The organism is Streptomyces sp. NPDC018947 (assembly GCF_044390505.1).
Taxonomy (GTDB): Bacteria; Actinomycetota; Actinomycetes; order Streptomycetales; family Streptomycetaceae; genus Streptomyces.
This window is the reverse complement of the sequence record NZ_JBIRZD010000011.1, coordinates 141326-166580: the sequence shown is the minus strand read 5'-3', so window position 1 is coordinate 166580 and position 25255 is coordinate 141326. Positions and strand designations below refer to the sequence as shown.

24 protein-coding genes are annotated in these 25255 nt (G+C 71.3%); 10 read left to right on the top strand and 14 right to left on the bottom strand.

Translation table 11 applies throughout. From position 1 onward, the window contains the following. Positions 1 to 3: 3 nt before the first annotated feature. The 5 genes from ACH499_RS21805 to ACH499_RS21785 form a co-directional block, all read right to left on the bottom strand. Entirely contained in the window at positions 4 to 1344 is a 1341-nt protein-coding gene (locus ACH499_RS21805) for an AAA family ATPase (protein WP_399017681.1), read from the bottom strand. 450 nt (positions 1345 to 1794) lie between these two features. Further along, the gene (locus ACH499_RS21800; protein ID WP_399017679.1) at positions 1795 to 2127 is read right to left on the bottom strand and encodes a cupin domain-containing protein; all 333 of its coding nucleotides are present in this window, start codon (positions 2125 to 2127) and stop codon (positions 1795 to 1797) included. A gap of 64 nt (positions 2128 to 2191) precedes the next feature. After that, positions 2192 to 3418 (bottom strand): acyltransferase family protein, encoded by a 1227-nt coding sequence (locus ACH499_RS21795; RefSeq protein WP_399017677.1) that lies wholly within the window; start codon positions 3416 to 3418, stop codon positions 2192 to 2194. A gap of 97 nt (positions 3419 to 3515) precedes the next feature. Further along, a complete protein-coding gene (gene gdhA / locus ACH499_RS21790; protein ID WP_356197767.1) occupies positions 3516 to 4874 on the bottom strand; it encodes an NADP-specific glutamate dehydrogenase in 1359 nt (452 codons plus the stop codon). A gap of 273 nt (positions 4875 to 5147) precedes the next feature. Next, positions 5148 to 5912 (bottom strand): SDR family oxidoreductase, encoded by a 765-nt coding sequence (locus ACH499_RS21785; protein WP_399017675.1) that lies wholly within the window; start codon positions 5910 to 5912, stop codon positions 5148 to 5150. Between the two features lie 86 nt (positions 5913 to 5998). Between ACH499_RS21785 and ACH499_RS21780 the strand changes: the two genes are divergently transcribed. Next, a complete protein-coding gene (locus ACH499_RS21780) occupies positions 5999 to 6904 on the top strand; it encodes a helix-turn-helix transcriptional regulator (RefSeq protein ID WP_399017673.1) in 906 nt (301 codons plus the stop codon). Here the strand turns inward: ACH499_RS21780 and ACH499_RS21775 are convergent. Both ACH499_RS21775 and ACH499_RS21770 read right to left on the bottom strand, forming a co-directional pair. Then, positions 6855 to 7073, bottom strand: a complete 219-nt coding sequence (locus tag ACH499_RS21775) for a DUF397 domain-containing protein (RefSeq protein ID WP_399017671.1) — start codon at positions 7071 to 7073, stop codon at positions 6855 to 6857. The two genes, ACH499_RS21780 and ACH499_RS21775, sit on opposite strands and share 50 nt — an antisense overlap. After that, positions 7070 to 7951, bottom strand: a complete 882-nt coding sequence (locus ACH499_RS21770; protein WP_399017669.1) for a helix-turn-helix domain-containing protein — start codon at positions 7949 to 7951, stop codon at positions 7070 to 7072. Before ACH499_RS21770 ends, ACH499_RS21775 begins: the two co-directional genes overlap by 4 nt. A 157-nt stretch (positions 7952 to 8108) precedes the next feature. Between ACH499_RS21770 and ACH499_RS21765 the strand changes: the two genes are divergently transcribed. Then, positions 8109 to 8540: an ATP-binding protein gene (locus ACH499_RS21765; protein ID WP_399017667.1), complete on the top strand. Its 432-nt coding sequence runs from the start codon at positions 8109 to 8111 to the stop codon at positions 8538 to 8540. A gap of 28 nt (positions 8541 to 8568) precedes the next feature. Next, complete coding sequence (locus ACH499_RS21760) at positions 8569 to 8928, top strand: hypothetical protein (protein WP_399017665.1); 360 nt, start codon at positions 8569 to 8571, stop codon at positions 8926 to 8928. Positions 8929 to 8936: 8 nt separating this feature from the next. Here ACH499_RS21760 and ACH499_RS21755 read toward each other — a convergent pair whose 3' ends face one another. Then, positions 8937 to 9332: a VOC family protein gene (locus ACH499_RS21755; RefSeq protein WP_356197752.1), complete on the bottom strand. Its 396-nt coding sequence runs from the start codon at positions 9330 to 9332 to the stop codon at positions 8937 to 8939. Positions 9333 to 9405: 73 nt separating this feature from the next. Here ACH499_RS21755 and ACH499_RS21750 point away from each other — a divergent pair, with 73 nt between their 5' ends. From ACH499_RS21750 to ACH499_RS21740, 3 genes are all read left to right on the top strand, one after another. Beyond that, the gene (locus tag ACH499_RS21750) at positions 9406 to 10368 is read left to right on the top strand and encodes a helix-turn-helix transcriptional regulator (protein ID WP_399017663.1); all 963 of its coding nucleotides are present in this window, start codon (positions 9406 to 9408) and stop codon (positions 10366 to 10368) included. A 77-nt stretch (positions 10369 to 10445) separates the two neighbouring features. After that, positions 10446 to 11408 (top strand): LysR family transcriptional regulator, encoded by a 963-nt coding sequence (locus ACH499_RS21745; RefSeq protein ID WP_356197748.1) that lies wholly within the window; start codon positions 10446 to 10448, stop codon positions 11406 to 11408. 129 nt (positions 11409 to 11537) lie between these two features. Further along, the gene (locus ACH499_RS21740; protein WP_399017799.1) at positions 11538 to 12923 is read left to right on the top strand and encodes an alpha-lytic protease prodomain-containing protein; all 1386 of its coding nucleotides are present in this window, start codon (positions 11538 to 11540) and stop codon (positions 12921 to 12923) included. 81 nt (positions 12924 to 13004) lie between these two features. On the opposite strand, the gene ACH499_RS21735 is transcribed toward ACH499_RS21740, so the two are convergent. From ACH499_RS21735 to ACH499_RS21710, 6 genes are all read right to left on the bottom strand, one after another. Continuing rightward, entirely contained in the window at positions 13005 to 13919 is a 915-nt protein-coding gene (locus ACH499_RS21735) for a hypothetical protein (RefSeq protein ID WP_356197746.1), read from the bottom strand. Between the two features lie 197 nt (positions 13920 to 14116). Further along, positions 14117 to 15310 carry an elongation factor Tu gene (gene tuf / locus ACH499_RS21730; protein ID WP_077796778.1) on the bottom strand — a complete coding sequence of 398 codons (1194 nt, stop codon included), beginning with the start codon at positions 15308 to 15310 and terminating at the stop codon, positions 14117 to 14119. A gap of 169 nt (positions 15311 to 15479) precedes the next feature. Continuing rightward, positions 15480 to 17606, bottom strand: a complete 2127-nt coding sequence (fusA, locus tag ACH499_RS21725; RefSeq protein WP_356197744.1) for an elongation factor G — start codon at positions 17604 to 17606, stop codon at positions 15480 to 15482. A gap of 39 nt (positions 17607 to 17645) precedes the next feature. Next, positions 17646 to 18116: a 30S ribosomal protein S7 gene (gene rpsG, locus ACH499_RS21720; protein WP_003998848.1), complete on the bottom strand. Its 471-nt coding sequence runs from the start codon at positions 18114 to 18116 to the stop codon at positions 17646 to 17648. Between the two features lie 2 nt (positions 18117 to 18118). Further along, on the bottom strand, positions 18119 to 18490 hold the full coding sequence (rpsL, locus tag ACH499_RS21715; RefSeq protein WP_003948652.1) for a 30S ribosomal protein S12: 372 nt from the start codon (positions 18488 to 18490) through the stop codon (positions 18119 to 18121). Between the two features lie 318 nt (positions 18491 to 18808). After that, positions 18809 to 19822, bottom strand: coding sequence for a glycosyltransferase family 2 protein (locus ACH499_RS21710; protein WP_399017660.1), 1014 nt, complete (start codon positions 19820 to 19822; stop codon positions 18809 to 18811). Between the two features lie 93 nt (positions 19823 to 19915). Between ACH499_RS21710 and ACH499_RS21705 the strand changes: the two genes are divergently transcribed. The 4 genes from ACH499_RS21705 (at position 19916) to ACH499_RS21690 (ending at position 25252) form a co-directional block, all read left to right on the top strand. Further along, on the top strand, positions 19916 to 21259 hold the full coding sequence (locus ACH499_RS21705) for a hypothetical protein (RefSeq protein WP_399017658.1): 1344 nt from the start codon (positions 19916 to 19918) through the stop codon (positions 21257 to 21259). Positions 21260 to 21382: 123 nt separating this feature from the next. Then, positions 21383 to 22159 carry a Crp/Fnr family transcriptional regulator gene (locus tag ACH499_RS21700; protein WP_399017656.1) on the top strand — a complete coding sequence of 259 codons (777 nt, stop codon included), beginning with the start codon at positions 21383 to 21385 and terminating at the stop codon, positions 22157 to 22159. A gap of 142 nt (positions 22160 to 22301) precedes the next feature. Next, complete coding sequence (locus ACH499_RS21695) at positions 22302 to 23126, top strand: hypothetical protein (protein WP_399017654.1); 825 nt, start codon at positions 22302 to 22304, stop codon at positions 23124 to 23126. Continuing rightward, a complete protein-coding gene (locus ACH499_RS21690) occupies positions 23123 to 25252 on the top strand; it encodes a hypothetical protein (protein ID WP_399017652.1) in 2130 nt (709 codons plus the stop codon). Before ACH499_RS21695 ends, ACH499_RS21690 begins: the two co-directional genes overlap by 4 nt. Positions 25253 to 25255 lie beyond the last annotated feature (3 nt).

The window sequence follows — 25255 nt, the reverse complement described above, 5'->3', positions numbered from 1 at the left end:
GGCTCACAGGCTCCTCAGGAAGTCCTCGACGCTCGTCACGCCCTCTTCCCGGGGACGCACGGCGTCCGGCAGGCGCCCCTTGGTCACCGCGTCGCCGAGGTCTCCCGCGGCCAGGAGGTCGACATAGCCGGGCAGTTCCGTGAGGCGGGTCAGCCGGCTTTCCCCCGACTCCGGGTCCCGGCTGCACACGACGACTCCCGGATGGTCCTGCGCGTTCAGGGAGTTGAGCAGGGCCGGGCTGTGGGTGGTGAAGAGCACATCGATGCGACGCCGCTGGGACTCCTCCTTCATCAGGCGCAGGACCCGTGCGGCCTGGGTGGGATAGAGGCCGTTCTCGATCTCCTCGATCACCAGGTGCCGCTGCGTCAGGAGCGGCTCGTCGCCACCGCCGGAGACGGGCGCACTCAGCAAGGCGGTGCCGAAGGCCAGGAACCGCAGCATGCCGTCGCTCAGGAGCCGTGCCGGGACGTCGTGCTCCGCTCCGTGATATCCGGCCTCGCGCAGGACCAGTTGCACATCCCCCAACTTAGTGCCGACACTGCTCACCCCCCGAACCGGGTATTCGGGCATTCCCGCCACCAGCTCCGTAAGCCTGTCGAAAGCGGCGGGATCGGTCTTGGCCAGGCCCGCGACCGCTGCGCTCAGATTGTCGGCGCTGCGTCTGAGCTCCACGTCGCGCGCGTTGACGTACTGCCTCATGAGATGCGGGACCGGATCAAGGAGGAAGACGTCCCGCAGAACGGCGAGCACGTCCTGCGCCGCTCGGTGCACGAGCTTCGTGGCCTCCGTGGTCGCGGGCAGCCTCACCGGCACCTGGCCGGCCAGCAGCCGGTCGGCGGCGAACGGCACTCCCGGGTCGAGACCCCGCCGCCCGTTGAAGTAGCGGACGTTGAGGTCACTGCGGCGTGCGTCCGGTGCGTCGCTCGCCAGGAGGGAGCGCCCCGCCGCCAGTCGACGGCCCGCGTAGGGCACGCCCTCGACCGCCGTCAGTTCCTCACGGAGGATGCGCACCTCAGGAGAGATCGCGATCACCACGTCCAGATCGAAAACTGCCTCTCCGGACCGCACGCGGCACCCGAGGCCGAAACGGTCCTCCCCCAGCGGCGCGCACCCCTCGGCGCCACCTCGGATCGGCTCCTCTCCCCCGCTGCGCGGCCCGTCCAGCGCGTCCCGCACCGGCTCCCCCAGTGCCAACCGGGACAGCACCATCAGCCCGTCCAGCGCGTTGGACTTTCCGCTGCCGTTGCGCCCGATCAGCACGGTGAGGTCCTGCAAGGGCAGGCGCTGCTCGGTGAAGCTCTTGAAGGAGCTCAGCCGCACCTCCTCAAGGCGGGGAGTCTCCACCGGGCACCTCTCTCGTTCGCTGTCAACCTGGCACGGTCTTGATCCCAGCTAAGCAGCAGCCCTCGTACCCCGTCCAACGGTGGCCGACCGGTGTGCCGCACAGTCAACCGGTCACATGCAGCACGGTGAATTCGACTCCGCGTGAGCCGGGACGAAACAAAACCTCCGCCGACCCCGAAGCGGTCCACGCGAACTCACCAAGCACGACAGTTTGCTGAAAAAGCTGAGCCCGTACACGCGATCCCGTCTATGCACGGCGCCGACGCAGGACGACTGGCCACTGCCGGCGACCAGGGCGAGCTTGCCCTCCCGGCCTGGACCGGCCCCTACGACGCGTAGCGGGCGCCGGACAGTTCCTCACCGAACTCGATGTCCGCGTAGCGGCGGGTCCGGGAACGGCGGACGAGCCGGGACCGCACGGTGCGGACCCGAACCGGATGCCGCGGGGGACTACCCGCGCTTCGCGACCGTGAGGAGCACCGCCGAGTCCTCCAGGGCCTGGACGCCGTGGCGGGCCGGCGGGATGAGGACGAGGTCGCCGTCGCGCCCCTCCCAGGAGGTGTCGCCGCTGGTCAGGCGGACCCGGCCGCGCAGTACCTGGAGGGTCGCCTCGCCGGGGTTCTCGTGCTCGGCGAGGGAGGTGCCGGCGGTCAGGGCCAGCAGCGTCTGGCGCAGCACGTGCTCGTGCCCGCCGTGGACGGTGGTGGCGCTGCGGCCGTTGGCCGAGGCCGCGGCGTGTGCGAGGTGCTCGCGGGCGAGTGCGTCGAGGGAGAGTTTCCGCATACCCGCCAGTCTGGCGCCCGCCGGCGCCCCCCGCCTGGGCCGTACGGCCCCGACACCGCGAGGCTCACCCTGGGACACCAGTGCCGCCGGGCACGCCGCTCGCCTTGCGCAGGCGGGCGAACGACGTGTTCAGGCCCGTCTTGAGGAGGCGGGAGAGGGGGCGTTCCACCAGGCGGTGGACGAGGTAGCTCAGGGCCAGGAAGCCGGCGATGACCGAGACCACCAGGAGGCGGGCGTCCATCGTGCCGTGCAGGCGGCTGATGAGCGTGGTGCCGACGGCGTAGTGGACCAGGTAGAGCGGGTACGTCATGGCGCCCGCCGTGACCAGCCACTTCCACCGGATCCGGTCGGTGTAGCCGAGCGCCGCGGCGACCATGAAGAGCAGGAAGACGGTGAAGATCAGCACGCTTCCCCGCCAGCCGGACACGTGCTCCACCTCGGCGACGCGCCGGCCCAGCTCCATCTGACCCATGAGCCACGCCATGGCGAGGATGCCCCACAGCAACAGGTCCTGGCCGAAGCGGTGCATGAGGTAGAGCGCCAGCCCGGCGATGAAGTACCAGGCCCCGTCGGGGTTGGCGGCCAGCTCCAGCAGGGGCAGCCCGGAGACCGGCGCGATCATGGCCGCCGCGCCCCACAGGCAGCAGAACAGCACGACCCTGCGGTACGTCAGCCCCATGGCGACGACCACGAGGAACAGCAGGTAGAAGCGCAGTTCGGACCAGAGCGTCCAGTAGACGCCGTCCACGTTGGGCACGCGCGAACCGGACTGCAGCATGGTCAGGTTGAGCAGGACCTCCCGCAGCCGCAGGCGTTCCCACACGCCCGGTACGGCGACGAGGAAGGCCGTGGTGAAGAGCACCGCGAACCAGTACGCCGGGTAGAGCCGGATCACCCGCGAGACGAAGAACTGGCGCGGGGTGCGCCCCCAGCACGACATGCAGATCACGAAGCCGCTGATCACGAAGAAGATCTCGACGCCGATCCAGCCGTAGGACGCGAACCGGAACACCGTCGGCATAATCTCGGACACCGGCCGGTCCCAGATCGCGTTGCCGGGCCGGTCGGCGCGCCAGGTCCCGGCGTAGTGGTGCGCGGCGACCATCAGCGCGGCGAGCAGCCGGAGGCCGTCGATCGCGTACAGACGTCCGCCTCCGCCCGGCGCGCGCCGGGCGGTCGCGGGTGCGCCGGTCACGGCCTCGGCGAGCGGCGGCAGCGGCTGTTTCGGCAGGCCCGCCTTCCCCATGACCCGCTCGCGTATCTCTGTTCTGCTGTCAGCCGCATGCACCATCCGCCCAGCCAAGAACACCGCTCACGCCGGTGGGTAGTGCTTTCGGCGAGTCGCCGCCAACGCCCCGTCCGGCGTTGGCGGCGAGTTCACCCGCGCGTCAGATGACGCCCTGGGCCAGCATCGAGTCGGCCACGCGCTCGAAGCCGGCGATGTTGGCGCCCGTCACGTAGTCGCCGGGGGCGCCGTAGCGCTCGGCCGTCTCGTGGCAGGTGGTGTGGATGTCGTTCATGATGTGCGTCAGCTCGTCCTCGACGCGGGCCGCCGGCCACGCCGTACGGGCGTGGTTCTGGGCCATCTCCAGGGCGCTGACCGCGACCCCGCCCGCGTTCGCCGCCTTGCCGGGGCCGAAGGCGACGCCGGCGCTCTGGAGCAGGTGCACGGCCTCGGGCGTCGTGGGCATGTTGGCGCCCTCGGAGACCGCCTTCACCCCGTTGCGGATCAGTGTGGCGGCGTCCGTCTCGTCCAGCTCGTTCTGCGTGGCCGACGGCAGCGCGATGTCGGCCGGGACCTCCCAGACCCGCCCGCCGGGCACGAACCGCGCCGAGCCGCCCCGCCGCTCGGCGTACGCGTCGACCCGGCCCCGCTCGACCTCCTTGATCTGCTTGAGCAGCTCCAGGTCGATGCCCTTCTCGTCGACGACGTAGCCGGACGAGTCCGAGCAGGTGACCGCGTTGGCGCCGAGCGCGGCCAGCTTCTCGATGGTGTAGATCGCCACGTTGCCGGAGCCGGAGACGACCGCGGTCTGCCCCTCGAGGTCCTCCCCCCGCTCACGCAGCATCGCGGCCGCGAACAGCACGTTGCCGTACCCCGTGGCCTCCGGACGGATCAGCGAGCCGCCCCAGCCCTGCCCCTTGCCGGTGAGCACGCCGGCCTCCCAGCGGTTGGTGATCCGCCGGTACTGGCCGAAGAGGTAGCCGATCTCGCGGCCGCCGACGCCGATGTCGCCCGCGGGGACGTCGGTGTGCTCACCGATGTGCCGGTGCAGTTCGGTCATGAAGGACTGGCAGAACCGCATGACCTCCGCGTCGCTGCGCCCGTGCGGGTCGAAGTCGCTGCCGCCCTTGCCGCCGCCGATACCGAGACCGGTCAGCGCGTTCTTGAAGATCTGCTCGAAGCCCAGGAACTTGATGACGCCCAGGTTGACCGAGGGGTGGAAGCGCAGGCCGCCCTTGTACGGGCCCAGCGCGCTGTTGAACTCGACCCGGAAGCCGCGGTTGACCTGGACGCGCCCCTGGTCGTCCTGCCACGGCACACGGAAGATGATCTGCCGCTCCGGCTCGCACAGCCGCTCGATGAGACCCGGCTCCGCGTACTCGGGGCGGGCCGCCACCACGGGGGCGAGCGTCTCCAGCACCTCGTGCACGGCCTGGTGGAACTCCGGCTGGGCCGGGTTGCGCTTCTCGATCTCGTTGAGCAGGTTGTCGAGCGTGGTTTTCGACTCTGATCGCGTCGTCACGGAAGCCCTTTCTGGCACGGCTGACACCGGGACCGGAGGAGCCGGGAGGGGCGACCGGCGTGTTCCGGTCCGGCCCGGTGAGGGGCGCTCGGCGCCGTTGCCGCGCGCAGGGACACTTAAGTGATACGCGCATGTAAACACCCTGGCCAGTGTTCCGTACCGGCGACGCCCACTATGTGAGACCGGACCGCCACATATCGGCCATTGTGGACGAACGGCCCGAAGGAGCCGGGCGGTCCGCAGCCGGAAGCGGAACGGGGTGGCGTACCCCCGTCAGACCAGGCCGCCGTTGGCGCGCAGCACTTGGCCGTTCACCCAGTGGCCGGCGGGGCTGCTCAGGAAGGCGACCACGGCGGCGATGTCCTCCGGGGTGCCCAGCCGCTCCAGCGGCGGGGTCTTGGCGAGCCGGTCGATCTGCTCGGGCGTCTTGTCCGCGAGGAACAGGTCGGTGGCCGTGGGCCCGGGCGCCACGGTGTTCACCGTGATGTCGCGGCCGCGCAGCTCACGCGCCAGGACCAGGGTCATCGCCTCCACGGCGCCCTTGCTCGCCACGTACGCCCCGTAGCCGGGGAACTGCGTGCCGACGACGGACGTCGAGAAGCCCACGAAGGTGCCTCCCGCCCGCAGCCGCCGCGCCGCCTGTTGGGCGACCACGAAGGTGCCGCGGATGTTGGTGCGGTGCATGGCGTCGAGCGCGGCCAGGTCCAGGTCGGCGATGGTCGACAGGGTCATCCGTCCGGCCGAGTTCACCACCACGTCGACGCCGCCGAACTCGGCCTCCGCCCGGTCGAAGAGCGCGACGACCTCCTTCTCCTCCGCCACGTCCGCGGGCACGGCGACCGCCCGTCCGCCGGCCCCGGTGATCGCCGCCACCGTCTCCTCGGCGGACGCCGCGTCGCGGGCGTAGTTCACGACGACGGCCAGGCCGTCCTCGGCCAGTTTCCGCGAGACCGCCCGTCCGATGCCGCGTGATCCGCCGGTGACGACGGCGACGCGCCGGGCCGCGGGGGTGGGGTGCTGGTTCGTGTTCGTGGTCATGGCTCCACGATGCGCCCCGCCCGTCCGCGCAACCAGGGGATGCCGTCCCCTGGGTCACGGTCCCGGCCCGGCGCAGAATGGACGGCATGAGCGCTGCGAAGTACGCCGAGCTGGGAGCGTTCCTGCGTTCTCGGCGGGGGCGCATCCGCCCGGCCGACGTCGGGCTCCCGGCCGGGCCGCGACGGCGGGTGCCGGGACTGCGACGCGAGGAGGTCGCCCAGCTCGCCGGTGCGTCGGTGGACTACTACAACGAGCTGGAGCGCGGCGCCGGGTCGCAGCCGTCCGAGCAGATGATCGCCGCGCTGGCGCGGGCGCTGCGGCTGTCCGCCGACGAACGCGACTACCTGTACCGGCTCGCGGACCGGCCGGTTCCCGTGCAGGGCGGGGCCGCCTCCCATGTGCACCCCGGCATGCTCGACCTGCTCGGCCGCCTCACGTCGACACCGGCTCAGGTGATCACCGATCTGCACGTCACCCTCGTACAGAATCCGTCGGCCGTGGCGCTGCTCGGGGACCAGTCCGGCTTCCGGGGGCCCCGGGCCAGCTTCGTCCACCGCTGGTTCACCGAGCCCGAGGCCCGGCGCCTGTATCCCGAGGCCGACCACGAGAGCCAGTCCCGCGCCTTCGTCGCCGACCTGCGGGCCGCGGCGGCACGCCGGGACGCGAAGGACCCGGAAGCCGGTTCGCTGATCCGTACGCTGCTCGACGTCTCCCCCGAGTTCGCCACGCTGTGGGCCGACCATGACGTGGCCTTCCGGCGCGACGACCGCAAGCGCCTGCTCCACCCCACGCTCGGCCTGATCGAAATCAACTGCCTCAACCTGTTCAGCGAGGACGGCCGCCAGCGGCTGCTGTGGTTCACCCCGGCCGTCGGGACGGACAGCGCGGGGCTGCTGGAGCTGCTGGCGGTCGTCGGAACGCAGGAGGTCGTCGAGCCGGCGGTCAGCCCTGCGACACGTACGGAAGGAAGCTCGCCCAGGCAGCCGGGGTGAGCGCCAGACGGGGACCCTCGGCCGGGCAGTTCTTGGAGTCACGGACGTGCACGGCGCCAGGGGTGAGGGCCAGTTCGACGCAGGAGTTGCCGTCGGTACCGCTGCTGTAGCTGCTCTTGAACCAGGCCAGCTCGGAAGCGGCGTCCCTGGCGGAGGCCTTGCGGATCATGTCTCTCCCAGCAATCGTTCGATGAAGGCCAGCGACTCCCTCGGCGGGAGAGCCTGCGCCCGGATGGTGCCATACCGCAGCTCAAGGATGCGCAGGTCTTTCGGGTCGACGATCGGCCGCCCGTTGAACGCGCCGTCGGAACGTCCGACAGCGGTACCGTCCGGGAACTTCAGCAGCTCGATCTTGCCGTCCACACCCGGATGGGCATCGGTGTTCGTCGGCATCACCTGAAGCGTGACGGGATTCAACCTCCCCACCTCCAGCAGACGTTCGAGCTGGCGCTGCCACCCCATTGTGCCGCCGATCGGCCGCCGCAGCAGGGCCTCCTCCAGGACGAAGTGGAGCGATGGGGCCGGATCGCGTTCGAACACCGCTTGCCGAGCCATGCGTGCGGCCACCATGCGTTCCACATCGTCCGGCGAGTACGGCGGTTGCGCCGCCTCCATCAACGCGCGGGCGTGCTCCGGGGTCTGCAACAACCCATGGACGCTGTTGCACTCGTAGATGCCGATCTCGACGGCCTTGGCCTCCAGCTTGCCCAGTTCCCGAACCCTCTTCGGATACCGGACCTTCTTCACGTCCTCCCACGTCGCCGCGATGAGTCCGCCCGCGTCCAGCACCTCGTCGGCCCTGTCCAGATAATCCTGGCGGGGAATCCGCTTGCCGCCCTCGACCTTGTAGACGAGGTCCTCCCCGTACCCCACGGCCGCCCCGAAGTCGGCGGCGCGCATCCCCACGGCCTCCCGCCGCAGCTTCAACTGGCGCCCCACGGTGGCGATGACGGCGACACCCCACTCGTCGTCCGGGTCCACCTCCCACCCCGGCTCGTCGGCCTCGCCCCTCGGCCGGCCCGCCCCGGCCTCCGCCTCGACCGTCATCCCGCGCCCCTTCGTCGTCCTGGCTGTCTGGTCCCAGCGCCCTACCCGCGCGCCCCGTCCCGACAGCCCCGACACGGCCGGACAAGCTTCGGACAGTCACCGTACGCGCTCGCTGAGTCACTTCTCACCGTACGCACACGCCGCCACGCTGAGTGACGTGAATCAGAAATCCGCCGAACTCACGTCGTCCGTGCGCAACTTCAGCGTGCAGCTCTCCCCCACGCCCCGTGGCGCCCGTCTCGCCCGGCTGCTGGCGACCGAGCAACTCCGGTCCTGGGGGCTGCCGCTGGACCCGGCACGCCATCTCGTCGCCGAGCTGGCGGCCAACGCGGCGGACCACGGACGCGTCGCCGGGCGTGACTTCCGGCTCACGCTGTACGTCGTCGGCGACACCCTGCGCGTCGAGGTCACGGACACGCGGGGCGAACGGCTTCCCGAGGTGCGAACGCCCGCTCCCGACGCGGAGTCGGGGCGCGGACTGCTGCTGGTGGAGGCGCTGGCGCACCGCTGGGGGGTGACCGAGGAGCGCTTTCCGCGCAAGACCGTGTGGGCCGAACTGCGGCTCACGCCACCGGAACCCGCGTTCTGAGGCGCCGGTGCCGCGGGCGCCCACCGCGATGCCCCTCGTGGAGATCACCTACGCCCCGCACGTCCCGGAGACGACCCTGCGCGAACTCGGCGCGTTCCTGCCGCACTTGGTGCCGCCGGCCGTGGAGTGTCCCGAGGAGCCCTACGACGGCGACCTGAGGCCGGGCGACGTGGACCTGCGGTTCCGCCCGCCGGGCCCGCTGGGTCCGCTGGACCGCGGCGGCCTGGACGTCGTGATCGAGGTCCGCTCCAAGTGGTTCGAGAGCAGGGCGGCCGACCGCCAGGACCGCGTGGACCGGCTCCACGAGTCCCTCCGCGCCGGCACCGCCCTGCGCGACTTCGGCGTCTGCCTCACCCTGCCGGTGGCGGCCTGGTCACAGGGCGAGTGACGGCGCCCTCACGCCACCGTGGACACGCAGAAGGGATGCCCCGCCGGGTCCAGCAGCACCCGCCACCGGTCCGGCTCCGGCTGGAACTCGGGCTTCACGGCACCGAGGGCGAGCAGCCGGGCCTCCGCCGCGTCCAGGTCGTCGACGCCGAGGTCGATGTGGGCCTGCTTCTCCTGCGCGGGGTCCGGCCAGGTGGGCCGGCGGTAGTCGGCCAGCCGGTTGAAGCCCAGGCCGGCCGCGCCGTCCTTCTGGCCGAGCAGGACGAAGTCGTCGGTGGAGAAGACGACGGGCAGGCCGAGGGCCTCGCCGTAGAAGCGGGCCATGTCGGCGGGGTCGGGGCAGTCGAAGGTGACGGCCGAGAAGCGGAAGGCGGGCGCCGGGGTGTTGTCCGTGGTCGTGGTCATGGGAGGACGGTAGGACGCGACCAGGACAGGTTCGGTCCGGGTCGTGCGGCGGCGTGTGGAAAACTTCGCCGACGTGCTGAGTACCTCCGCCCGGCTGCTGCGCCTGGTCTCCCTGCTGGCCGTCCGGCCCGCCTGGACGTGCGGTGAACTGGCCGAGCGCATGGAGGTCACCGAGCGGACCGTGCGCCGGGACGTCGCGCGGCTGCGGGAGCTGGGCTACGCCGTCGAGTCCGACCCCGGCCCGTGGGGCGGCTACCGGCTGCGCCCCGGTACGCGTACGCCGCCGCTGATCCTGGACGACGAGGAGGCACTCGCCGTGGCCGTCGGGCTGCGGGAGGCCGCGCTGAGCGGGACGCTCGGGGGTGACCAGGCGGCCCTGTCCGCGCTGCTGAAGCTCCGCCAGGTCCTGCCCCGGCGCGTCGCGGACCGGCTGGGCGACATGGACGCCGCCTTCGTCCACACCCCGAGGGCCGAGGAGCCGCAGGTTCCGCCGGGCACCCTGCTGGAACTGGCCACCGCGTGCCGCCGGTCCGAGCGCGCCCGGCTGTCGTACCGCGACTGGGAGGGGCGGGCCACCGTCCGGGACGTCGACCCCTACCGCCTGGTCCACACCGGACGCCGCTGGTACTTCGTCGCCCGGGACGTGGAACGGGGCCAGTGGCGGACCTTCCGCGCCGACCGCGTCCAGCGGCTCCAGTCCACCGGGCGCCCGGTGGAGATCGCGGACCCGCCCGACCCGGCGCTGCTCGTCGCCCGCTCGGTCGCCACCGGCCCCTATCCCCTGCGCGCGACGGTCCGCGTCCCGCTGCCGCTGGACCGGGCGCTCCGCCTCGTCCCGCCCACCGTCGGCACCCACCGCCCCGACGGCCCCGACGCCACCCTCATCGACATCGGCGGCCCCGACCCGGAAGGCCTGGCCACCTACCTCCTCGGCCTGGGCACCCCCCTGCGCGTCCTCACCCCCGAATCGGTCCGCAAGGCCCTGACCGACCGGGCCAGGGAACTCTTCGAGGCGAACGGGGAGGGGGAAGACTGAGGGCCCCGGGGGGAGAACCCGATACTGGTCCGGACCAACCCCTTGCCCCCGTCACTCCCGCGTCGCAAGCTCCCCTCATGGAGCTGGAGTTGCGGCATCTCAAGACGGTTCGGGCCATCGCCGACGCCGGCAGCCTCACGCGGGCGGCGACGGCGCTCGGGCTCGCGCAGCCCGCGTTGAGCGCACAGCTCAAGCGGATCGAACGGGCCCTCGGCGGCGCCCTGTTCGAGCGTGGGCGGCACGGAGTGCGGGCCACCGCCCTGGGCGAACTGGTGCTGGAGCGCAGCCGGATCGTGCTGCCCGCGGTCACCGAACTGCAGCAGGAGGCGGCCAGATTCGCCCGCGCGGCCCCGCGCACCGCCGAGCGGCTGCGGCTGGGCGGCACCCACGGCCCGTTACTGGGCGCCCTGGTCCACCGCCTGGCGGGCGTCGCCCCGGACGCCCGGATGACGACCTGCACCTCGTGGTCGGAACGCGAGCTGGCCGAGCAACTGGTCGAGGGGCGGCTGGATTTCGCCCTCGCCGGGACCTGCGGGTCGGCTCCCCCGCCCGGCGCGGAGGGCCTGGTCTGGCGGGAGGTCGCCGTGGACCCGGTGTTCGTCATGATGCCCGACGGCCACCGCCTCGCCCACCGGCCCGAGGTGGCCCTGACCGAACTGGCCGGCGAGGAGTGGGCCTGCGTACCGGGTGACGGCTGCTTCGGGGACTGCTTCACCGCGTCCTGCGCCCGCGCCGGGTTCACCCCGCGCCGCATGTACGAGACGGACACCGCGTCCCTCGTGCACCTCGTGCAGGTGGGCCGGGCCGTCGGCCTGTGCCGGGCGACGTTCCCGACCACGCCCGGCATCGTCACCCGGCCGCTGACCGGCACCCCCCTGGCCTGGCGACACCTGCTCGGCTGGCACGCGGGGACCCAGCGGCGGGACGTCGCCGCCACCGTCCTCGCGCAGGCGCGCATCGCCCACGCGGGTGTGGCCGCGGGCAGCGACAGCTACACGGAGTGGCTCGCGGCGCACGGGGACGCGGCGGCCGTGGGCTGACGCGCGCGGGGCTCCGCGGCGTTCCATAACGCCGGGGAGGGGGCTGGCCGGTGTCTTATGCCCGACGGCCGGCCCTCCCTACGGTTTCGGCACCTCCCACCGAGACCGAGGAGTTCCCCCATGCCTCCCATGTCCTCCGTGCCCCGGCGGCACACCGGAGTCAGAGCCGCGGGCGCCGCCCTCGCGGCGACGGCCGCCCTGCTCGTGGCCGGGCTCAGCGGCTCCGCGAGCGCCGGGACGGCCGGGGCCGCGACGCCGTCGGCGCCCACCGCGGCCGAGACCCTGCGCACCGACGCCGCCCCGCCCGCCCTGCTCAGCGCCATGCAGCGCGACCTCGGCCTGGACCGGGATCAGGCCCGGCAGCGCCTGGCCAACGAGGCCGAGGCGGGCGCCGTGGCGGGACGGCTGCGGGCCGCGCTGGGCGCCGACTTCGCCGGAGCGTGGGTGCGGGGCGCCGAGTCCGGCACGCTGACCGTGGCGACGACGGACGCGGGCGACGTCGCCGCGATCGAGGCACAGGGCGCCGAGGCCGAGGTCGTACGCCACTCCCTGGCCGACCTCGACGCGGCCAAGGCCCGCCTGGACCGCGCGGCGGCCGGCCGGGACACCTCCGGCGCGCCCGTCTGGTACGTCGACACGCGCACCAACACCCTCGTGGTGGAGGCCGTACGCCCCGCCGAGGCCCGTTCGCTGCTGGCGGCGGCCGGCGTGGACACGTCCCTCGCCCGTGTAGAGCCCCGCACCGAGCGGCCCCGCACCTTCTACGACCTGCGCGGCGGCGAGGCGTACTACATCAACAACAGCGGCCGCTGTTCGATCGGCTTCCCGATCACCAAGGGCACCCAGCAGGGCTTCGCCACCGCGGGCCACTGCGGCCGGGCCGGGGCCTCCACCAGCGGCGCCAACCGGGTCGCGCAGGGCACCTTCCAGGGCTCGACCTTCCCGGGCCTCGACATGGCGTGGGTGGCGACCAACGCGAGCTGGACGGCGACCCCGTACGTCAACGGCGCGGGCGGGCAGAGCGTCCAGGTCACCGGTTCCACGCAGGCGCCGGTCGGCTCGTCGGTCTGCCGCTCCGGCTCCACGACCGGCTGGCACTGCGGCACCGTCCAGCAGCTCAACACCAGCGTCAGCTACCAGGAGGGCACCGTCTCCGGCGTCACCCGCACCACGGTGTGCGCCGAGCCCGGCGACTCCGGCGGCTCGTACATCTCCGGCAGCCAGGCGCAGGGCGTCACCTCGGGCGGCTCGGGCAACTGCAGCAGCGGCGGCGAGACCTTCTTCCAGCCGATCAACCCGCTCCTGGCGAACTACGGCCTCACCCTGAAGACGTCCGGTGACGGCGGCCCCGGCCCCGAGGAGCCCCCGCCGGGCGGCACCTGGACCGTCGGCAAGGTCTACCAGGCGGGCGACACGGTGACCTACGGCGGCGCCACCTACCGATGCCTCCAGGGGCACCAGGCCCAGCCGGGCTGGGAGCCGTCCAACGTGCCTGCCCTGTGGCAGCGCGTATGACCCACTGACCGCTCCACGGGGGAGCGAGGGGCAGGGCCCGGGTGCGCAGCGGGAGAGCGCCCGGGCCCGCTCACGCGCGCCCTACGCGGCGCCGTCACCGTCCCCGCTCGACACGAACACCTCCGCGGCCGACCGCGCCGTGATCGCCCGCGTGAACCAGACCCCCAGCACCTCGAGATCCCCACACCCACGCACACGCGCCTGGTCCTCCGCGGACACCTCGACACCACGCCGCTCCAGCAGAAGCAGGATGTCCTCGGCCCGTCCCTCGGCCCGTCCCTCCGCCCGCCCCTCCGCCCTGAGGCTCTGAGCGGTCTCCGACTGGAAGAAGGAAAGGTCGGCGGCCATGATCTGCCTCCAGAGTTCCGCGGCCGGCGTCTTGCCGAGGCCTTGTTCCGTGAGCTCGATGAAGATGCTTGCAGTGCCCTCGTCCTCGGCCGACAAGCCTTTCAGCGCCGTGGCCAGAGCTTTCAGTATGGCATCGGTGTCCGGATCCTGACGGTGCAAAGCCGCGGAGAGGACGGTCAAGGGAATGTCCCTCGCCGCCTCGTCGGGGCTGTCGATGACCGGCACGTTGTCAGGGCCCAGTACCAAGGGGCGCACCGTGAGGGAGGGCCACTGCGGCGGCCCGATGTCGACCTGCCTGGCCGCCCAGGCAGCGGTACGCCGATCCGCACAGACCACCAGGAGGACCGGGGGCAGGTGGTACTTCGCGTGCAGGTGCGACAGGTAGTACGCCCAGCTCGCGGGCTTGTCCGGGTCTTTCTTTCCCTGGGACTCGACGGCGAGCAGAAAACTGCCGCTCTCACCGGCGTCCATGCGCAGCAAGGTGTCCACCCGTCTCTCCACCGGCCGGTTCTCCGTGAGATCGGTGGTGAGCGGTACCGCGGAGAAGGGTTCGGCGAAGGTGACTCCGAGCCCCTTGACGGCACGGGCGAAGAGCGCCGGGTCCTCCTGGAAGATCCGGTGCAACGCCTCGTGGGAAGAACTGACCATGTGGAGAACGTACGCCGGGTCTTGGCGTTACCGACGGCATATGCCCACCCACCCCCCGATCAGGTGATCCGTCCCCGTCGGCCTTGACGCGGCCTTCGTCGCGTACGCGAAAGGACCCGCACGACCGAAGTCGTGCGGGTCCTCTCGTCAGGCATCAAGCCCGGGTCAGGTCAGTCGACCCAACAAGCAAGCGGAACTCACTTGTTGATCTTGGTGACCTGGCCGGCGCCCACGGTCCGGCCACCCTCGCGGATGGCGAACTTCAGGCCCTCTTCCATGGCGACGGGCTGGATGAGCTCCACCTTCATCTCGGTGTTGTCACCCGGCATGACCATCTCGGTGCCCTCGGGGAGGGTCACGACGCCGGTCACGTCCGTCGTACGGAAGTAGAACTGCGGACGGTAGTTGTTGAAGAACGGCGTGTGGCGGCCACCCTCGTCCTTGGACAGGATGTAGGCCTGCGCCTCGAACTCGGTGTGCGGGGTGACCGAGCCCGGCTTGATGATGACCTGGCCGCGCTCGACGTCCTCGCGCTTGATGCCGCGGAGCAGCAGACCGACGTTCTCACCGGCCTGGCCCTCGTCGAGCAGCTTGCGGAACATCTCGATGCCGGTGACCGTGGTGGTGGTCTTCTCCGGCTTGATGCCGATGATGTCGACGGTCTCGTTGACCTTGAGGACACCACGCTCGATGCGGCCGGTGACGACCGTACCGCGACCGGTGATGGTGAAGACGTCCTCGATCGGCATCAGGAACGGCTTGTCGACGTCACGCTCGGGCTCCGGGATGGCCTCGTCCACGGCCTTCATGAGCTCGAGGACCGAGTTGCCCCACTCCTTGTCGCCCTCGAGGGCCTTCAGAGCGGAGACCTTGACGACCGGAACGTCGTCGCCCGGGAACTCGTACTCGGAGAGGAGCTCACGGACCTCGAGCTCGACGAGCTCCAGGATCTCCTCGTCGTCCACCATGTCGGCCTTGTTCAGGGCGACGACGATGTACGGAACGCCGACCTGGCGGGCCAGGAGCACGTGCTCCTTGGTCTGCGGCATCGGGCCGTCGGTGGCGGCGACCACGAGGATGGCGCCGTCCATCTGCGCCGCACCCGTGATCATGTTCTTGATGTAGTCCGCGTGACCGGGGCAGTCGACGTGGGCGTAGTGACGCGTCTCGGTCTGGTACTCGACGTGCGCGATGGAGATGGTGATACCGCGCTGGCGCTCTTCGGGAGCCTTGTCGATCTGGTCGAAGGCCGAGGCCTCGTTCAGGTCCGGGTACGCGTCGTGCAGCACCTTGGTAATGGCGGCCGTGAGGGTCGTCTTACCGTGGTCGATGTGACCGATGGTGCCGATGTTGACGTGCGGCTTAGTCCGCTCGAACTTCGCCTTCGCCACTGGGGTCCTCCTGTGGAGTGGTTCTGTACGCCTTACTCATCGGCGCCAGGTGATCTTTGCTGGGAAACCCGGGCCAGGGGGCATTCCGCCGGGTTGGCGGTGGAATGCCCCTTGCAGGCTCCGGGGTCAAGCCTAAAGCGTGTACGGGGGGTCCGTTAAACGGAGTCCCTTACTCGCCCTTGGCCTTCGCGATGATCTCCTCGGCGACGTTCCGGGGAACCTCGGCGTAGGAGTCGAACTGCATCGAGTAGCTTGCGCGACCCGACGTCTTGCTGCGGAGGTCGCCGACGTAGCCGAACATCTCCGACAGGGGCACGAGGCCCTTCACGACGCGGGCACCCGCCCGCTCCTCCATGGCCTGGATCTGGCCACGGCGGGAGTTGATGTCGCCGATGACCTCACCCATGTAGTCCTCGGGCGTGGTGACCTCGACGGCCATCATCGGCTCCAGGAGCACGGGCGAAGCCTTGCGCGCGGCCTCCTTGAAGGCCTGCGAACCGGCGATCTTGAACGCGAGTTCGGAGGAGTCGACCTCGTGGTAGCCACCGTCGATGAGCGTGACGCGGACGCCCGTCATCTCGTAGCCGGCCAGGATGCCGAACTGCATGGCCTCCTGCGCACCGGCGTCCACCGAAGGGATGTACTCCTTCGGGATGCGGCCACCGGTGACCTTGTTCACGAACTCGTACGAGGCGTCGCCGCCCTCGATCGGCTCGATCGCGATCTGCACCTTGGCGAACTGACCGGTACCACCGGTCTGCTTCTTGTGGGTGTAGTCCACGCGCTCGACGGCCTTGCGGATCGTCTCACGGTACGCGACCTGAGGCTTGCCGACGTTGGCCTCGACCTTGAACTCGCGCTTCATGCGGTCGACCAGCACCTCGAGGTGAAGCTCGCCCATACCGCCGATGACGGTCTGGCCGGTCTCCTCGTTGGTGTGCACCTGGAAGGAGGGGTCCTCCTCCGCGAGACGCTGGATGGCGACACCCAGCTTCTCCTGGTCGCCCTTGGACTTGGGCTCGATCGCGACCTCGATGACCGGCGCCGGGAAGTCCATGGACTCCAGGATCACCGGGCTCTTCTCGTCGGACAGCGTCTCACCGGTCGTGGTCTGCTTCAGGCCCATGACGGCGACGATGTCGCCGGCGCCCACCGACTCGATCTCCTCACGCTTGTTGGCGTGCATGCGGTAGATCTTGCCGATGCGCTCCTTCTTGCCCTTGACGGAGTTCAGCACCGAGGTGCCGGACTCCAGGCGGCCCGAGTAGACCCGGACGAAGGTGAGCTTGCCCAGGTGCGGGTCGCTCATGATCTTGAACGCGAGCGCGGCGAGAGGCTCGTCCTCCGACGGCTTGCGCTTGATGACGACCTCGGGGTCCTTGACGTCCTGGCCCTCGATGGCCTCGACGTCGAGCGGGGTCGGCAGGTAGCGCACGACCGCGTCGAGCAGGGGCTGGACGCCCTTGTTCTTGAACGCGGTGCCGCAGAACACCGGGGTGACGGTGGTCTCGGTGGCCTTGCCGGAGGCGATGGTGATACGACGGATCGCGGCGTAGAGCTGCTCCTCGGTGGGCTCCTGGCCCTCGAGGAAGAGCTCCATGATCTCCTCGTCGTTCTCCGCGACGGCCTCGATCAGCTTGCCGCGGTACTCCTCGGCCTGGGCCTGGAGCTCGGCGGGCACGTCGAGGACGTCGTACATCTCGCCCTTGGCGGCCTCGGCGGAGTAGACCAGCGCCTTCATGCGGACCAGGTCCACGACGCCCTTGAAGTCGGCCTCGGCACCGATCGGGAGCTGCATGACCAGCGGCTGGGCACCCAGGCGGTCCGAGATCATCCCCACGCAGCGGAGGAAGTCGGCGCCGGTACGGTCCAGCTTGTTCACGAAGCAGATGCGGGGGACGCCGTAACGGTCGGCCTGACGCCACACCGTCTCGGACTGGGGCTCGACACCGGCGACACCGTCGAACACGGTCACGGCACCGTCGAGCACACGCAGGGAGCGCTCCACCTCGACGGTGAAGTCGACGTGCCCCGGGGTGTCGATGATGTTGATCGTGTAGTCGTTGTCCTCGAGCGGCCAGTGACAGGTGGTGGCAGCGGACGTGATCGTGATGCCACGCTCCTGCTCCTGCTCCATCCAGTCCATGGTGGCGGCGCCGTCGTGGACCTCGCCGATCTTGTACGACACACCCGTGTAGAACAGGATCCGCTCGGTGGTCGTCGTCTTGCCCGCGTCGATGTGGGCCATGATCCCGATGTTGCGGACCTTGGCCAGGTCAAGTGAAGTGGTAGCCATAAGGCTTCAGTCTTCTCTCGGTCTCGATGTGGGTAGCGACTACCAGCGGTAGTGCGCGAAGGCCTTGTTGGACTCGGCCATCTTGTGCGTGTCCTCGCGCTTCTTCACAGCGGCACCCAGGCCGTTGGAGGCGTCGAGGAGCTCGTTGAGCAGACGCTCGGTCATGGTCTTCTCGCGACGGGCGCGGGAGTAACCGACCAGCCAGCGCAGCGCCAGGGTGTTGGCGCGGCCGGGCTTGACCTCGACCGGCACCTGGTAGGTGGCGCCACCGACACGGCGGGACTTGACCTCGAGGGTCGGCTTGATGTTCTCGAGAGCGCGCTTCAGCGTGATGACCGGGTCGTTGCCGGTCTTCTCGCGCAGGCCCTCCATGGCGCCGTAGACGATGCGCTCGGCGGTGGAGCGCTTGCCGTTCAGCAGCACCTTGTTGATCAGGGAGGTCACCAGAGGAGAACCGTAGACCGGGTCGATGATGACCGGGCGCTTCGGGGCGGGGCCCTTACGAGGCATTCTTACTTCTCCTTCTTGGCGCCGTAACGGCTGCGAGCCTGCTTGCGGTTCTTGACACCCTGGGTGTCGAGCGAACCGCGGATGATCTTGTAGCGAACACCCGGCAGGTCCTTCACACGGCCGCCGCGCACGAGCACGATGGAGTGCTCCTGCAGGTTGTGTCCCTCACCCGGAATGTAAGCAGTGACCTCGATACCGCTGGTCAAACGCACACGCGCGACCTTACGCAGGGCCGAGTTCGGCTTCTTCGGGGTGGTCGTGAACACACGCGTGCAGACGCCACGACGCTGAGGGGAACCCTCGAGTGCGGGCGTCTTGTTCTTCTCGACCTTGTCCTGCCGGCCCTTACGGACCAGCTGCTGGATCGTAGGCACTACTTCTCCGGTTTCTGTGTGCCGAATGGTGAAGCTAACCTGGAACGTCACCGACCCACGCGGTCGGGTGTGTCGAAGCCGCGAACCCTCGCCGCGAGGACGGAAAGAGGCGCGGATTGCGGTGGCCGGTCATGGCCCCCGGTGCGGTCGTAGGCACGCACGAAGGCCAGGGCACACCCCAGGCACAAGGTCTGAGCGTACCTATCGCATTCGCTGCGGTCAAAACAAATGGGCGAGACCGACGGCGGCACCCGCCTCGCCCCGCTTTCACCCGATCCGCACCCCGCCCGCCCCGACCGTCGACGGACCGGACACGGCTCAGCGCCGCGGCACCGGAATCCGCGCCCCGTCCTCCTCGGACGCCTCCGTCCCGGGCTCGCCGGCACCGGCCGCCGTGTCGTGCCGGACGAAGTACGTCGGCCGGTTCTGCACCGCCGTGTAGATGCGGCCGACGTACTCGCCGAGCAGGCCGACGCAGACGAGCTGGACGGCGCCGATGAACACCACGCCGGTGAACAGGGAGGTCCAGCCGGGCACCGTGTGGCCGAGGGCGTAGGCGGTCAGCGTGTAGATCAGCAGGCCCAGGCAGACGAGGAACGCGCCGCCGCCCAGCCAGGTGGCGATGCGCAGAGGGGCCGCGGAGAAGCCGGTGACGCTGTCGACGGCGAGGCGGATCATCCGCCCCAGCGGGTACTTCGTCCGGCCCGCGGTGCGCGGCTCCCGCTCGTACGTCACCCGGCCGCTGGGGAAACCCAGCCAGGGCACCAGCAGCCGGTAGACCCGCTGCTGGTCCGGCAGGGCCTTCAGGGCGTCCACCGCGGCCCGGCTCAGCAGCCGGAAGTCGCCCGCGTGGGCGGTGACCGACGGGCCGGCCAGCCGGCGCATGAGCCGGTAGTAGACGCCGGCGGTCCAGCGCTTGAACCCGGTGTCGCTGCTGCGGTCGGCCCGGACGCCGTAGACGATGTCGAGGCTCTCGCCACGGGCCAGCGCCAGCATCTCGGGGATCTTCTCCGGCGGGTCCTGGAGGTCGGCGTCCAGACTCACCACGTAGGCCCCGGCCGCCCGGTCGAGTCCGGCGGTGAGGGCGGCCTGGTGGCCGGAGTTGCGGCGCAGCGCGATGACGCGCAGCTCGGGCCAGCCGAGCCGGAAGGCGGCGAGGAGCTCCGCCGTGCGGTCGGTGCTGCCGTCGTCCACCGCCACGACCTCGTGGGCCACGCCCAGCTCCGTCAGCACCGGCCGCAGCCTGCTGACCAGCGCGGGCAGGGCCTCTTCCTCGTTGTACATCGGAATCACGACCGACAGCACGATCGGCTCGTCCCGTTCCTCGGGCACCGGCCCTCCCCTCCCCCCTGGCGCAAAGCACGGATGTGCGACTCTTGTGCGATCTTAGGGCAGCGATTGCCGGGTGAGGGCGGACCGAGGGGGATGACAGCCATGGAAAGGGCTGCCGACGACACGGTGACCGAAGCGTCGGCCGGCGCCGAGGGCGGCCCGTCCGGCGGGGCCGGCGAGAAGACCGCGCCGCGGACCTGGTCCCGGGCCTGGGACGCCCGGCGCCCGGCGTGGACCCGCCGCCTCGCCCTGCCGGCGGGCGCGCGCCCCTTCCTGCCGCCGCTCGCCCTGTACGGCGTCACCAAGCTGGTGGGCCTCACGGTCTTCGCCGTCCTCCTCCAGTACGCCGGGGACTTCCGCGGCAAGCACCCGCGCTTCGGCGGCGGCGCCCACTGGTGGGACGTCCTGGCCACCTGGGACGGCTGGTGGTACCTCCAGGTCGCCGAGCACGGCTACCACCCCTCCCTCGTACGGCTCGACTCCGACGGCCTGTTCACCGTCCAGCAGAACTCGGTGGCCTTCTTCCCGCTCTACCCGGCGCTGATCCGCACGGTCTCGGAGGCCACCGGCCTCGGCCTGTACGGCTCCGGGATCCTGGTCTCCGTCGTGGCCTCGTTCGTCGCCGCCGCGGGCATCTACGCCGTGGTCCGCCTGATCGCCGGCGCCCGGGCGGGCACCATCGCGGCGGGACTGTGGGCCGTGGCGCCGGGCGCGGGCGTCGAGTGGGCCGTGTACTCCGAGTCCGTGTTCGTCGCCATCGCCGCCTGGGCCTGCTACGCCGTGATGACCCGGCGCTGGGTCCTGGCGGGCCTGCTGGCCTTCACCGCGGGGCTGAACCGCCCCACGTCCGCCGTCCTCATCGGCGCCGTCGGACTCGCCGCCCTGGTGACCCTCGCCCGCCCCGCGAGCCGACGTGAACACGGCGTACGGGGCCCGCTGTACGCCATGATCGTGGCGCCGCTGGGCCTGCTCTCCTACATCGCCTGGGTCGGCTACCGCACCGGCGAGGCGTCCGCGTACTTCATCCTCCAGCGCGAGGGCTGGGCGCACTTCTTCGACTACGGCGCCTACACCCTGAAGGTGCTGCGCAACCTGGCGGTGGGACGCAACGACTACGTCTTCGCCTTCTCCACCCCCGACCTGCTCTCCCTCCAACTGGTGCTGGCGCTCCCCTTCCTCGTCGCCCTGATGCTGCGCAAGAAGCCCCCGCTGGTCCTCGTCGCGTACACCCTGGCGTCGATCATCACGGTGCTGGGCACCCAGCAGATGTTCGGCAACACGATGCGCTACCTGCTCCCCGCCTTCCCCCTCCTCCTCGCCCCCGCGGCGGCCCTGAGCCGCCTGAAACTGCCGAGCCTGACGGTCTTCTTCACGACAGCGGCCCTCGCCTCGGGCTGGTACGCGCACTATGTGATCTTCGAACTGGGGGTGCCGTAGGCCGCAGGTCCGCCGGCGCTTCGCTCCTCGGGGCGCTTTGGCCGGATCGCGCTCTTCGCAGGTGGGGTGCCCCGCCCGTTCAGTACCTTGGTCCGTCCGCTGAGACGATCGGGGGTTTCGCTCATGAGGACGGCGCCGCACGCACCGGACGACGGAGGGCTGGACGACCGGGTGCCGTTCCTGGCGCGGCTGGAGAAGGAGGACCGCACGGCGCTGCTGTCCCTCGGCCGTGAGCTCGCCTACGACGCCCGCGTCATCCTGCTGCACCAGCGCGAGCCCTCCTCCCATGTCCTCTTCCTGGTGCAGGGCTGGACCAAGGTCACCGCCTCCGCCGCCAACGGCTACGAGGCCCTGCTCGCGCTGCGCGGACCCGGTGACGTCATCGGCGAGTCGGCGGCGCTGACCGGCCGGCCGCGGTCGGCGACGGTGACCGCCCTGGAGCCGGTGCGGGCGGTCGCCGTGGAGCACGAGCGCTTCAAGGACTTCCTGAATCGTTCGCCCGCCGTTTCGTTCGCTCTGCTCGGCCTCACCACGGACCGCACCCGGGCCGCCGACCGGCGCCGCCTGGAGTTCGCGTCGATGAACGTGCGCCAGCGTTTCGCGGTGCTGCTGCTCGACCTCGCACGCACCCACGGCCGCCGTACCCCCGAGGGCATCGCACTCGCCGTACCGCTCAGCAAGCAGGAGCTGGCCGGCTCCGTCGGCGCCTCCCGGGAGATGGTGCAGCGCCTGCTGCGTGAACTGCGTGAGAAGAAGGCGGTGGCGACCGGGCGCCGTACGCTCCTCATCCTGCGCCCCGACGTGCTGCGGCGCATCGCCGCGACGGACCATTCGGCCCCCGCGATCCCGTCCCCGCCGAGGGCGCCGGCCGACGAGACGCCCCCCGCGCGCAGCGTCTGACAGAACGCCCCCGGCCGCGCCCGGCCCCACGGCGCTCTGTGTACGCCGTCACACTCCGACTGCGTCATCCGCCCTCACCGCTCCCCCGTCGCCCACGCCACTCTGCTGCCCTGTACGACGCACACACCGTCGAAGGGCGACCATGACCAACCCCGTGAACCGCACGATCCTGCTGCTGGACATCGAGAGGTTCAGCGACCGGGACGACGTGGAGCAGGCGTATCTGCGCCGCATGCTCTACGACATCGCCGACCGGGCGCTGGAGAGCGCGGGCATCGACGAGACCCTTCGGCTGCGGGCCGACCGCGGGGACTCGGTGATGGAGCTGATCGACGCCAACGCCCCCGTCACCGCGCTGCTGCGGTCCCTGCTCACCGAGGTTCCCGCACAGCTCAGGACCCTCAACCGGATGGCGTCCCGCTCGGCGCAGATTCGGCTGCGCGGCGTGGTCGCCTCCGGCTGGGTCGCCGTGGACGAGCGGGACGGCTGGGTGGGCTCGGACCTGAACCACGCCTGCCGCCTGCTGGACGCGGCCCTGTTGCGCGCGGCCCTCGCGGAACGCACCGACGACTTCGCTCTGTGCGTGTCGGACGCCCTGTACGCCGGGGTCGTACGCCACGACCACCCCGGCGTCCCGGCGGACGCCTTCCACGCCGTGACGGTGGAGAGCAAGAACGGCCCGCTGACGGCCTGGCTGCACGGCCCGGTACCGGGCGCGCAGAACCATGGTGAGAAGGGGGATGAGGTCCCGGTGCCGGGTGCCGACTCGGGGGAGCACCCGGCACCGGGGCCGACAGCACCGCCCGCCCCGGTGGCAGGAGCCCCGTCCGGCGGCCCTGTCTTCCAGTTCAACGGCGGCTCCCCGGCCTTCGGCGGCAGCCTCGTCTGCGGGGACCAGCACGGTGTTTCGGGCGGTCACGTGACCGGGGACGTGCACCTGGGCCGGTCGGGAGGTGGACCGGCATGACGGTGCACCCGCCGCAGGCATCCGCCCCCGAGACGGCACCGGCGGGGGATCCGCGGCCGGACACCGAAGGTGCCGAGCCGCCCGAGGAGCGGGAGCAGAGCCAGGAGGCGCGGGCCGCACAGCGCGAACTCGTCGCACACGCACCCGGTTTCATCCTCGACGGTTCCTCGGTCGGCGGCAGCCTGGTCGGCGGCGCCCAGCACGGCGTCTCCGGCGGGGTCGCCCGCGATGTGTTCATGGGCCGGACGGAGATCCATAACCACGGCCCGGCGTCCCCGGCCGCGCCCGCGTCTGGCCAGATCCCCCGCACCCTGCTGAACGGCCTGGCCGAGGTCTTCGTCGACGGTCCCGTGTTCGAGGCCGCGCTGGCACGCCTGCGCGAGGAACGCGTCCTCGTCCTGTCCGGCACGCACGCGACCGGCCGGCACGCCGCCGCGCTGATGCTTCTGCACCGTCTGGGTGTGCCCGCCGTCCACGCACTGGCCACGGAGACCAATCCGGCCGAGCTGGGCGCCCGCCTCACCTCGCCGGGCGGACATGTCCTGCGCGATCTGCCGCTCAGCCGCAATCGGCCCCTGCGCGAAACCCACCTCTACGCGGCGCGCGACCAGCTCCGCAAGGCCGACGGCTACCTGGTGGTGACCGTCGAGAACTCGCCGTTCCTCCTGGGAGCCACCCCGTGCGCATGGGTGCCGCCGGACACGGCCGACGTGCTCCGCGCCCACCTGGCCTGCCGGCGCGGAGCGGACACCGAGCGACTCCTCTCCCTCTCCCCCGTACGGGACTTCCTGGCCCGCGGTGCCCACCGGCCCGCCGAGGCCGCCGAGTTCGCGGGGATGCTGGCCGCGTACGACGGCAGCGCGGACGCCGCGGCCCGGCTCGCGGACTTCGGGCAGGCCGCGGTCGAGCAGCAGTGCCGTGAATGGCTCGGCGACCCCGACACGTCCCTGCGCGACAAGGCCTTCCTCATCTCCCTCGCCGTCTTCGACCGGGCACCGTATGCGCTGGCGGCCGAGCTGGCCGACCTGCTCTTCGTGCACTTCCAGCGGCTTCAGCACCCCGAACAGCCGCCGGACATCCCGGTCTTCGGACTCGCCGCCGGCATCCGGCTGGACCGGGCGCGGGCCGTGGGCGAGACGCGCGACGTGGACACCGAGTGGGGGCCGGTGCCGCAGTTCACCGCGTACTTCCGCAAGGAGGGCACGCCCCGGGTGCTGCTCACCGAGGTGTGGACGGGACATCCGTCCACCCGTCCCGCGCTGGTCGCCTGGCTGAGGGAGCTGGCCCGGGACGGACGCCCGGTCGTGCGGACCCGGGCCGCCGCGGCCACCGCGCTGCTCGCCCGAGCCGACCTGCCGTCGGCGGTGGCACTGCTGATCGACGGCTGGGCCGTGTCGAAGTCGTTCGGCCCCCGCGTCACCGCCGCCAACACCCTCACCCTCGCCCAGCTCCTGGACGCGCCCGCCGTGCTGCGACTGCTCACCCAGTGGTGCACGGACACCCACCCCGGCCGCCGCTGGACCGCGATCCGCGCCTTCGGCCTGCTCGCACCCCTGCGCCCCGCTCTGACCGCGCCGGCACTGAGCGCGCTCGCCGCCCGCGCCCGCGCCGGAAACAGCGGCGCCGCCGAGGCCGACAACCTGATCCAGTCCACCGCCCTGCTGCTGTCCGTCGGCGTCCACCGCGGCGAGATGCTCGCGGAGCTGGTGCGGCTGCTCCACCACGACACGGAGACGGTCCGGGCACTGGCGCTCGACGCCTTCGTCCGGGCCTGCGACAACGCGGAGGAGGGCGCGCTCGTCGAGTGGTACGCCGATCACGGCATGTTCGAGGCGGACTCGGCGCGGGACCTCGCCACCCTCTGGCGCACCGCCCTCGGCGATCGCGCCCACACACGCGGCGCCCTCGACGCACTGCACACCTGGGTGCACGTCGCCACGCGGCGCGCGGACGCCGAGCAGGCCCTCCTGCTCCTGCTGCCCGCCCTGGTCGTGACCGCCGACGACCACAAGCGGCTGCGCCACGAACTGCACACGCTGCGCGGCCCCGACGGCGGCCCGCGTCCGCCGGTCGCCGACCGGCTGCTCGACGTCCTCGCCCACAGCGGCGGCATCCGACCCACGTAACCC

Bases quoted from the DNA above. Each gene is read 5' to 3' on its own strand.
- ACH499_RS21695 (WP_399017654.1), top strand. From the start codon at position 22,302: ATGACCAACCCCGTGAACCGCACGATCCTGCTGCTGGACATCGAGAGG.
- ACH499_RS21785 (WP_399017675.1), bottom strand. From the start codon at position 5,912: ATGACCACGAACACGAACCAGCACCCCACCCCCGCGGCCCGGCGCGTC.
- ACH499_RS21700 (WP_399017656.1), top strand. From the start codon at position 21,383: ATGAGGACGGCGCCGCACGCACCGGACGACGGAGGGCTGGACGACCGG.
- ACH499_RS21705 (WP_399017658.1), top strand. From the start codon at position 19,916: ATGACAGCCATGGAAAGGGCTGCCGACGACACGGTGACCGAAGCGTCG.
- ACH499_RS21760 (WP_399017665.1), top strand. From the start codon at position 8,569: ATGCCCCTCGTGGAGATCACCTACGCCCCGCACGTCCCGGAGACGACC.
- ACH499_RS21745 (WP_356197748.1), top strand. From the start codon at position 10,446: ATGGAGCTGGAGTTGCGGCATCTCAAGACGGTTCGGGCCATCGCCGAC.
- ACH499_RS21740 (WP_399017799.1), top strand. From the start codon at position 11,538: ATGTCCTCCGTGCCCCGGCGGCACACCGGAGTCAGAGCCGCGGGCGCC.
- ACH499_RS21780 (WP_399017673.1), top strand. From the start codon at position 5,999: ATGAGCGCTGCGAAGTACGCCGAGCTGGGAGCGTTCCTGCGTTCTCGG.
- ACH499_RS21735 (WP_356197746.1), bottom strand. From the start codon at position 13,919: ATGGTCAGTTCTTCCCACGAGGCGTTGCACCGGATCTTCCAGGAGGAC.
- fusA (WP_356197744.1), bottom strand. From the start codon at position 17,606: ATGGCTACCACTTCACTTGACCTGGCCAAGGTCCGCAACATCGGGATC.
- ACH499_RS21795 (WP_399017677.1), bottom strand. From the start codon at position 3,418: ATGGTGCATGCGGCTGACAGCAGAACAGAGATACGCGAGCGGGTCATG.
- rpsG (WP_003998848.1), bottom strand. From the start codon at position 18,116: ATGCCTCGTAAGGGCCCCGCCCCGAAGCGCCCGGTCATCATCGACCCG.
- ACH499_RS21755 (WP_356197752.1), bottom strand. From the start codon at position 9,332: ATGACCACGACCACGGACAACACCCCGGCGCCCGCCTTCCGCTTCTCG.
- ACH499_RS21800 (WP_399017679.1), bottom strand. From the start codon at position 2,127: ATGCGGAAACTCTCCCTCGACGCACTCGCCCGCGAGCACCTCGCACAC.
- ACH499_RS21770 (WP_399017669.1), bottom strand. From the start codon at position 7,951: ATGACGGTCGAGGCGGAGGCCGGGGCGGGCCGGCCGAGGGGCGAGGCC.
- ACH499_RS21775 (WP_399017671.1), bottom strand. From the start codon at position 7,073: ATGATCCGCAAGGCCTCCGCCAGGGACGCCGCTTCCGAGCTGGCCTGG.
- ACH499_RS21690 (WP_399017652.1), top strand. From the start codon at position 23,123: ATGACGGTGCACCCGCCGCAGGCATCCGCCCCCGAGACGGCACCGGCG.